This window comes from Pseudomonas sp. BF-R-01, from assembly GCF_019946615.1.
Taxonomy (GTDB): domain Bacteria; phylum Pseudomonadota; class Gammaproteobacteria; order Pseudomonadales; family Pseudomonadaceae; genus Aquipseudomonas; species Aquipseudomonas migulae.
Window position 1 is genome coordinate 50,165 of the sequence record NZ_JAGYFX010000037.1, and the last position, 7,441, is coordinate 57,605.

A 7,441-nucleotide genomic window follows, 5' to 3' on the forward strand; every position below is an offset into this window, starting at 1 on the left:
CACGCCAACCCTGTGTTAATATCCCGCCCCTGTTCATTCTGTATGTGGGTTGCTCCATGAAGTTGTCCATGCCGCGATTCGATCAAGCCCCTGTCTTGGTGGTCGGCGATGTCATGCTCGACCGTTACTGGCATGGTGGTACCTCACGGATTTCCCCTGAGGCGCCGGTACCCGTCGTCAAAGTCGAGCAAATCGAGGACCGCCCGGGCGGTGCCGCGAACGTTGCCCTGAACATTGCCGCCCTCGGCGCACCGGCCTCGCTGGTCGGCGTGACCGGCGACGATGAAGCCGCCGACAGCCTGGCCAACAGCCTCAAGGGCGCTGGCGTACGGGCGTTGTTCCAGCGCATCGCGCACCAGCCGACCATCGTCAAGCTGCGGGTCATGAGCCGTCACCAGCAACTGCTGCGTATCGACTTTGAAGAACCCTTCGCCACCGACGCGTTGGCGCTCGGCGAGCAAGTCGATGAACTGCTCGAAGGCATCAAGGTGCTGGTGCTGTCCGACTACGGCAAAGGCGCGTTGAGAAATCATCAAGTGCTGATCCAGGCCGCCCGTGCCCGTGGCATTCCGGTGCTGGCCGATCCCAAGGGCAAGGATTTCTCGATCTACCGGGGTGCGAGCCTGATCACTCCGAACCTCAGCGAATTCGAGACCATCGTCGGCGGTTGCGCCGATGAGCATGAACTCGTGAGCAAGGGCGCGCAGCTGATGCACGACCTCGACCTCGGCGCGTTGCTGGTGACCCGCGGCGAACACGGCATGACCCTGTTGCGCCCGGATCATCCGGCGTTGCACCTGCCGGCTCGGGCACGTGAAGTGTTCGACGTGACCGGTGCCGGCGATACCGTGATTTCCACCCTGGCGGCGGCGATTGCCGCGGGCGAGGAATTGCCTCACGCCGTGGCCCTGGCCAACCTGGCGGCAGGCATCGTTGTCGGCAAGCTCGGTACGGCGGCCATCAGTGCCCCGGAACTGCGTCGCGCCATCCAGCGTGAAGAAGGTTCCGAGCGCGGTGTGCTGGGTCTTGAGCAGTTGTTGCTGGCGGTCGACGATGCGCGTGCGCATAAAGAGAAGATCGTCTTCACCAATGGCTGCTTCGACATCCTGCACGCCGGCCACGTGACGTACCTCGAACAGGCACGCGCTCAAGGCGATCGTCTGATCGTTGCGGTCAACGACGATGCTTCGGTCAGCCGCCTGAAAGGGCCGGGTCGTCCGATCAACAGCGTCGACCGTCGCATGGCGGTACTGGCAGGTCTGGGTGCGGTGGATTGGGTGATCAGCTTCCCTGAGGGTACCCCGGAAAACCTGCTGCGCGAGGTCAAGCCGGACGTGCTGGTCAAGGGTGGGGATTACGGGATCGACCAGGTGGTCGGTGCGGACATCGTGACGGCGTATGGCGGAACGGTAAAAGTGCTGGGGCTGGTGGAAAACAGTTCCACGACCGCGATAGTCGAAAAAATCCGCAAGTCCGAGTGATACCAAACTTTTGTAGGAGCTGGCTTGCCAGCGATGGGCTCAAGGGCGCCGCGTTTACTCAGTAGACACGCGTCATCGTTAACGACCATCGCTGGCAAGCCAGCTCCTACAGGGTTAGGTGTACGCATGCTGGGTTTTTAGGAACTGACCTTCTTGCGCGGCACGATCTTCTTCAGCAATTGCTTCGCCTTCCCGCGCAACCGCGCCAAACCGGAATCTTTCCCCGGCGGGTTCAAGCCTTGCTGGCGCACCCAATCCTTCCAGCGAATCCGCTCATCGCGCACCAGCCAGCCTTGCTGCTGGGCAAAACTCTCTGCCAGATACAATCCGCGTGTGCTCGCCGGGTAAAGGTGATCCTTTTTCAGGGTATACAACTCGGCCATCGGCTGGCCGTCCTGTAGCGGCATCAGGTACAAGTCGGGACGCTTGCGGTCGAGGCGGGCCACCAGTTGATCGCCCTCCAGTCGCTCGTCGACATGAAACAGGCTCAGGGATTTGGCTTCCTTGGGCACGTCCAGGCGCAAGTCATAGATCAGTTGCAGCGACGCGGTCGGCAGGTGCACGTAGGCGCGCGGTCGTTCGATCAACTGCAGGTTGGCGCAGCGCACCGGCCGCGCCGAGCCGGATAGCGGCGTCAGCCGAAACGGCAACGCCTCGCGATAGTGCAGCGCGGCGGAGTAGGGCGCCGGCAGCCAGGTGTCGTTGAAACGCCCGCCGAGCCAGCCTTCCGGCGTTTCCAGCAGGCACTCTTCGGCAATCTCCTGGATGGCAGTGTGCAGCGGCAGGTTCAGTTCGTGGGCCGGCACGTAACCGGAGATCAGCTTGAGCACCACATCGCCACGGTCTTGCCGACGCTGACGTACCAACACCCAGTAATCGCGATTCTGCCAATGCAGGGTCAGGCGCACCGAAACCCCGAGATTGGCCAACTCCACGGCGAACCGTTCGCTGTCAGCCACTGTCACCGGGCGGCGACGTTGCAACGTCTGGGAAAAATTCAGCGGCATCCCGACGCTTTGATAACTCAGGCCTTCGGGAGTCGCTTCGACGAATAACGGCAGGGTCTTGAAGTTGCTCGGGTTCTTTCTAATGAGCGTACGCGGCATGTCGGCTCCTGCTTAAGGCCGCGTGGGGCGGCATCAGTTGCTACGTAGGACCTGGGCAACGGTCGCGACGTTGTGGGCGAGGTGCAGCGGATTGATGGTCCCGACAATAGCACTGGCCACACCCGGATGTTCAAACAACAACTCGAAACTGGCGCGCACCGGATCCACGCCTGGACTCAGGCAGACGTGACCGCTGGCGAGGGCTTTTTTGACCAGGATGGCTTTGCCGTGATCAGCAGCATAGTCAATGACCGGCTTCTCGTTCCGTTCGTTCAGATTGTAGGTGACCATCGCGCAATCACCTTGTTCCAGAGCCTTCAAACCGCCTTCGACGGTTTTGCCGGAGAAACCATAGCCGCGAATCTTGCCTTCGGCCTTGAGCGCGGCGAGGGTTGCGTAGACTTCGCTGTCGTTGAGGATCGCCAGGTCATTACCGTCGGAGTGCACCAGCACCAGATCGATAAAATCGGTTTCCAGGCGTTGCAGGCTGCGTTCCACCGAGAGCCGGGTATGCGCGGCGCTGAAATCGTGGCGGGACTGGCCGTCGGCAAACTCTTCGCCGACCTTGCTGACGATCACCCAGTCCTGGCGTTGACCGCGCAACAACGGGCCGAGTCGTTCTTCACTGCGACCATAGGCCGGGGCGGTGTCGATCAGGTTGATGCCCAGGTCGCGCGTGAGTTTGAGCAGCATGCGCGCTTCGTCATCGTCGGGGATCTGGAAACCGTTGGGGTATTTCACGCCTTGATCGCGGCCGAGTTTGACGGTGCCCAAACCCAGGGGCGAAACCATCAGGCCGGTGCTGCCCAGCGGGCGATGGAAGTCGTGCAGAGTCGGTTGGCTCATGGCAGCAGTTGCTCCCAGGCCGGGACGCCCATCGGCGGCTTCGGCAACTCGGGCAGCGGCGCCGGATGGCTTGGCTGGATGCCGTCACGTTGCAATGAGCTGATGACACGGTCGGCAAAGTCCGGCGCCAGCGCCAGTTTGGTCGGCCAGCCGACCAGCAAACGGCCTTCTTCGGCAAGGAAGGCGTTGTCGGGGCGCGTCAGGCCCGATTGCAGCGGCTCGGCGCGGTCCACGCGCAAGGTCGCCCATTGCGCGGTGCTCAAGTCGATCCATGGCAGCAATTGGCCGAGTTCTTTTTGCGCGGTGGCGATTTGCTCGGCCGGTTCGCGGGCAACCCCTTCGGCCTCGGCGATATCGCCACCTAGGTACCAGACCCATTGGCCATCGGCGGCCGGATGGGTGGTCACGGTGATGCGCGGCTTGGTACCGCCCCCCAGGCAATGGGCGTACAGCGGTTTGAGGCCGGGGCCTTTGGCGATGATCATGTGCAGCGGTCGACGTTGCATGGCGGGCTTGGTCAGCCCCAGGGCTTCGAGTAGTGCTGCCGTCCCGGCACCGGCGCTCAAGATGATGCGTTGGGCGCGGATTTCACGCTCGTCGACCTTCAGGCCGACCAGAACGCCAGCGTCCAGCAACGGCTCGATCGTCTTCCCGGCGAGCAAGCCGTCACCGGCCAGGTCGGCGAGGCGCTGAATCAGGCTTGGCACGTCGATCACCAGTTCTGCCAGTCGATAGACCTTGCCCTTGAAGCGCTTGTCTTGCAGGGCCAGCGGCAATTGGTCGCCCTTGACCTGATCGACACGGCCGCGCACGGCTTTGCTGGCGAAGAAGCTGGTGAGGTTGCCGGCGATCGTGCCGGGGGACCAGAGGTAATGGGCTTCGGACAACAGGCGCACGCCGGACAAATCCAGTTCGCCGTCACCGGCCAGGGCTTCACGCCAGCGGCGCGGCATGTCGGCGATGGCTTCCGAGGCGCCGGTCAGGGCGCCATGCAGCGCGTACTTGGCGCCGCCGTGGATGATGCCTTGGGACTTCAGGCTCTGCCCGCCACCGAGGGTGGCGCTTTCCACCAACACGGTCGAAAAACCCTGGCGGCGCAGGCGCGCGTTCAGCCAGAGGCCGGCGACACCAGCGCCGACAATCAAAACGTCGGTGGAAATAACGGATGGCATGCAGCGACCTCAGTGTTCAAGACGAGGGCGCAGTATACAGACTCGAAGAATGGAGGTTTTGCTGGCAATCAATCCATAGCCAGACACAAATCCTGTGGGAGTGAGCCTGCTCGCGATGAGGGCGGTACATTCAGCAGAGATGTTGGCTGACATACCGCAATCGCGAGCAGGCTCGCTCCTACAATGGATCGTGTTTCAGGTCTTAGTGCCCGGCGGTTTTGGAGAAGAGCTGGATGACCACAACGCCAAGCACGATGAGCGCCATCCCGAGCATCGCCGGTACATCCAGCTTCTGCCCGTAGATAAACAGCGCCGCGACGCTGACCATCACGATCCCCATGCCGGCCCACACCGCGTACGCCACACCCACCGGCACGCTGCGCACCACCAATGTCAGCATCCAGAAGGCAATGCCATAACCGACGATCACCAGAATCAGCGGCAACGGTGTGCTGAAGCCTTTGACCGCTTTCATCGAAACAGTGGCGATCACTTCGGCGCAGATGGCGATGGCCAGGTAGTAGTAAGCGGTCATGGGTGCATCCTCGTGTGAAGTGTTGCTTTATGAGGTCGGCATTTTAGAGGTTGCTCAGATGGGGTAAAGTCATTACCTATCTGTGCGGGAGATGGGTTAGCCATGAACATTCAATGGAATCTGGAGCAGTTGCGTTTGTTCGTCAGCGTTGCCGAGCAGCGATCGTTTTCCGCTGTGGCGCGGGACCAGCGCAAGGCGCAGTCGGCGGTCAGCAGTTCGATAGCGCTGTTGGAAGAAGACCTGGGTGTGAGCCTGTTCGACCGCAGCAGCGGCCGGCAGCCGAAACTCACTGAGGCCGGCAATGCGTTGCTGGATGAGGCGCGGGAAGTGCTGCGTCAATGCGAGCGCCTGAATGGCCGGGCGCTGGCAATGACGCGTGGCCAGGAAGCTCGCCTGCGCGTGGCTCAGGATGAGGCGATGCCGTATCAGCCGATCATTGAAAGTTTCGAAGCCCTGGCGGAACAGTTTCCCAGCCTTGAAGTGCAATTGACCAGCGCTGCCCAGGGCGATGTGGCGCGCAAGCTGGTGGAGCGCCGGGCCGATCTCGGTCTGTTGTTTTACCACGATCAGATTCCCGAGGCGCTCGAACGGCGAGTGCTGGGCAGCGTCGAAATGGTCACGGTGTGCGGCGTCGGGCATCCATTGGCGACGCAGGCTCCGGTCGATTGCCAGCAACTGGCGCAGCATCGGCAGTTGCTGATGTCGACCCAGTCCAGCGTGTATCCCGGCAGCGAGCCGGCCAGCCCGCAGGTCTGGCGGGCCGACAGTTTCTACGTGATGGCCGAATGGCTGGTGCGTGGCCTCGGCTGGGCCTGGTTGCCACGGCACGTGGTGCAGTATCCGGCGTATCAGGGGTTGATGGTCGAACTGGCCAGCGAATGGACGCCGCCGGCGTTGGTGGTGGAGCTGGTCTGGCGCCGCGATGAACCGCTCGGCCCGGCAGCCCGTTGGCTGGCGGAACGTTTTGCCGTGCACTTGCAGGCGATCGGCGAAAAAACCGATAAACTCCGCCGCCATGAATAGAACTCTCTACACCGCGCTGTTTTATCTGGGGCTGCCACTGGTAGCGATTCGGCTGTGGCTGCGCTCGCGCAAGGCACCGGCGTATGCCAAACGCATCGGCGAGCGGTTCTCGCTCGGGCTGCCGGCGATGAAGCCAGGCGGCATTTGGGTGCACGCGGTGTCCGTGGGCGAGAGCATTGCCGCAGCGCCGATGATTCGCGCATTGCTGCAACGTTATCCAGCACTGCCGATCACCGTGACCTGCATGACGCCGACGGGCTCCGAACGCATCCACGCCTTGTTCGCCAACGAGCCGCGCATCCAGCACTGCTATTTGCCTTACGACTTGCCATGCGCGGCGGCGCGGTTTCTTGATCGGGTCCGGCCAACACTGGCGGTGATCATGGAAACCGAGCTCTGGCCCAACCACATTCATCAATGCGCCAAACGCGGGATTCCTGTGGCGCTGGCCAACGCACGACTGTCCGAGCGTTCCGCCAAAGGCTATGGCCGCTTCGGTAAATTGACTCAGCCGATGCTCGCCGAAATGAGCCTGTTCGCCGTGCAGACCGAAGCCGAGGCCCAGCGCTTCCGCGATTTGGGCGCCCGTGCGGAAACGGTTGAAGTGACCGGTTCGATCAAGTTCGACCTGACCATCGACCCGCAACTGCTCCAGCGTGCCACCGAGTTGCGTGGGCAATGGCGGGCGCAGGAGCGTCCGGTGTGGATCGCCGCCAGTACTCACGACGGTGAAGATGAAGTGGTGTTGGCGGCGCATCGTCAACTGCTCGACAGTCATCCTGATACGTTGCTGATTCTGGTGCCGCGCCATCCGGAGCGTTTCAACGCGGTGTTCGAGCTTTGCAAGCAACAAGGTTTCGCCACAGTACGTCGTTCCTCCGGGGAGCCGGTCGCCGCCGATACGTCGGTGTTGCTCGGCGACACCATGGGCGAGTTGCTGTTTTTGTATGCCCTGGCCGACAGCGCTTTTGTCGGCGGCAGTCTGGTGCCGAACGGTGGCCATAACTTGCTGGAACCCGCCGCGCTGGCGAAACCGGTGCTCAGTGGGCCGCACCTGTTCAACTTCCTCGAAATCGCCGCGCAGTTGCGCAGCGCCGGGGCGTTGCAGGAAGTGGAAGATGCCGAGGGGCTGGCGCTGGCGGTGCAGCGGTTGTTCGAATTGCCGCGCGATGCGCAGCGAATGGCAGACGCGGGGCTGAAAGTGATGCGCACCAATCAGGGCGCGTTGCAGCGGTTGCTGGATGGGTTCGACCGATTGATCAATCGGTGACTTGTATG

Annotated in this window: 7 protein-coding genes; 3 read left to right on the forward strand and 4 right to left on the reverse strand. The window is 62.3% G+C overall.

Features of this window, described 5'->3' with window-relative positions:
* The first annotated feature begins 56 nt into the window (after positions 1-56).
* Positions 57-1,481, forward strand: a complete 1,425-nt coding sequence (gene hldE / locus KGB27_RS15750) for a bifunctional D-glycero-beta-D-manno-heptose-7-phosphate kinase/D-glycero-beta-D-manno-heptose 1-phosphate adenylyltransferase HldE (protein WP_008027879.1) — start codon at positions 57-59, stop codon at positions 1,479-1,481.
* Positions 1,482-1,618: 137 nt separating this feature from the next.
* Here hldE and KGB27_RS15755 read toward each other — a convergent pair whose 3' ends face one another.
* The 4 genes from KGB27_RS15755 to KGB27_RS15770 form a co-directional block, all read right to left on the reverse strand.
* Complete coding sequence (locus KGB27_RS15755; protein WP_008040396.1) at positions 1,619-2,587, reverse strand: hypothetical protein; 969 nt, start codon at positions 2,585-2,587, stop codon at positions 1,619-1,621.
* A 33-nt stretch (positions 2,588-2,620) separates the two neighbouring features.
* Positions 2,621-3,433: an aldo/keto reductase gene (locus KGB27_RS15760; RefSeq protein ID WP_223555229.1), complete on the reverse strand. Its 813-nt coding sequence runs from the start codon at positions 3,431-3,433 to the stop codon at positions 2,621-2,623.
* Positions 3,430-4,605 carry an NAD(P)/FAD-dependent oxidoreductase gene (locus KGB27_RS15765; RefSeq protein WP_223555231.1) on the reverse strand — a complete coding sequence of 392 codons (1,176 nt, stop codon included), beginning with the start codon at positions 4,603-4,605 and terminating at the stop codon, positions 3,430-3,432. Before KGB27_RS15765 ends, KGB27_RS15760 begins: the two co-directional genes overlap by 4 nt.
* A gap of 202 nt (positions 4,606-4,807) precedes the next feature.
* Entirely contained in the window at positions 4,808-5,140 is a 333-nt protein-coding gene (locus KGB27_RS15770) for a DMT family transporter (protein WP_008027887.1), read from the reverse strand.
* Positions 5,141-5,242: 102 nt separating this feature from the next.
* Here KGB27_RS15770 and KGB27_RS15775 point away from each other — a divergent pair, with 102 nt between their 5' ends.
* Positions 5,243-6,163, forward strand: a complete 921-nt coding sequence (locus KGB27_RS15775; RefSeq protein ID WP_008040402.1) for a LysR family transcriptional regulator — start codon at positions 5,243-5,245, stop codon at positions 6,161-6,163.
* Entirely contained in the window at positions 6,156-7,433 is a 1,278-nt protein-coding gene (gene waaA, locus KGB27_RS15780) for a lipid IV(A) 3-deoxy-D-manno-octulosonic acid transferase (RefSeq protein ID WP_223555233.1), read from the forward strand. Before KGB27_RS15775 ends, waaA begins: the two co-directional genes overlap by 8 nt.
* Positions 7,434-7,441: the final 8 nt, after the last annotated feature.

Excerpts from the sequence above, each read along its gene's own strand:
- KGB27_RS15770 (WP_008027887.1), bottom strand. The coding sequence starts at position 5,140 with ATGACCGCTTACTACTACCTGGCCATCGCCATCTGCGCCGAAGTGATC.
- KGB27_RS15760 (WP_223555229.1), bottom strand. The coding sequence starts at position 3,433 with ATGAGCCAACCGACTCTGCACGACTTCCATCGCCCGCTGGGCAGCACC.
- waaA (WP_223555233.1), top strand. The coding sequence starts at position 6,156 with ATGAATAGAACTCTCTACACCGCGCTGTTTTATCTGGGGCTGCCACTG.
- KGB27_RS15755 (WP_008040396.1), bottom strand. The coding sequence starts at position 2,587 with ATGCCGCGTACGCTCATTAGAAAGAACCCGAGCAACTTCAAGACCCTG.
- KGB27_RS15765 (WP_223555231.1), bottom strand. The coding sequence starts at position 4,605 with ATGCCATCCGTTATTTCCACCGACGTTTTGATTGTCGGCGCTGGTGTC.
- KGB27_RS15775 (WP_008040402.1), top strand. The coding sequence starts at position 5,243 with ATGAACATTCAATGGAATCTGGAGCAGTTGCGTTTGTTCGTCAGCGTT.
- hldE (WP_008027879.1), top strand. The coding sequence starts at position 57 with ATGAAGTTGTCCATGCCGCGATTCGATCAAGCCCCTGTCTTGGTGGTC.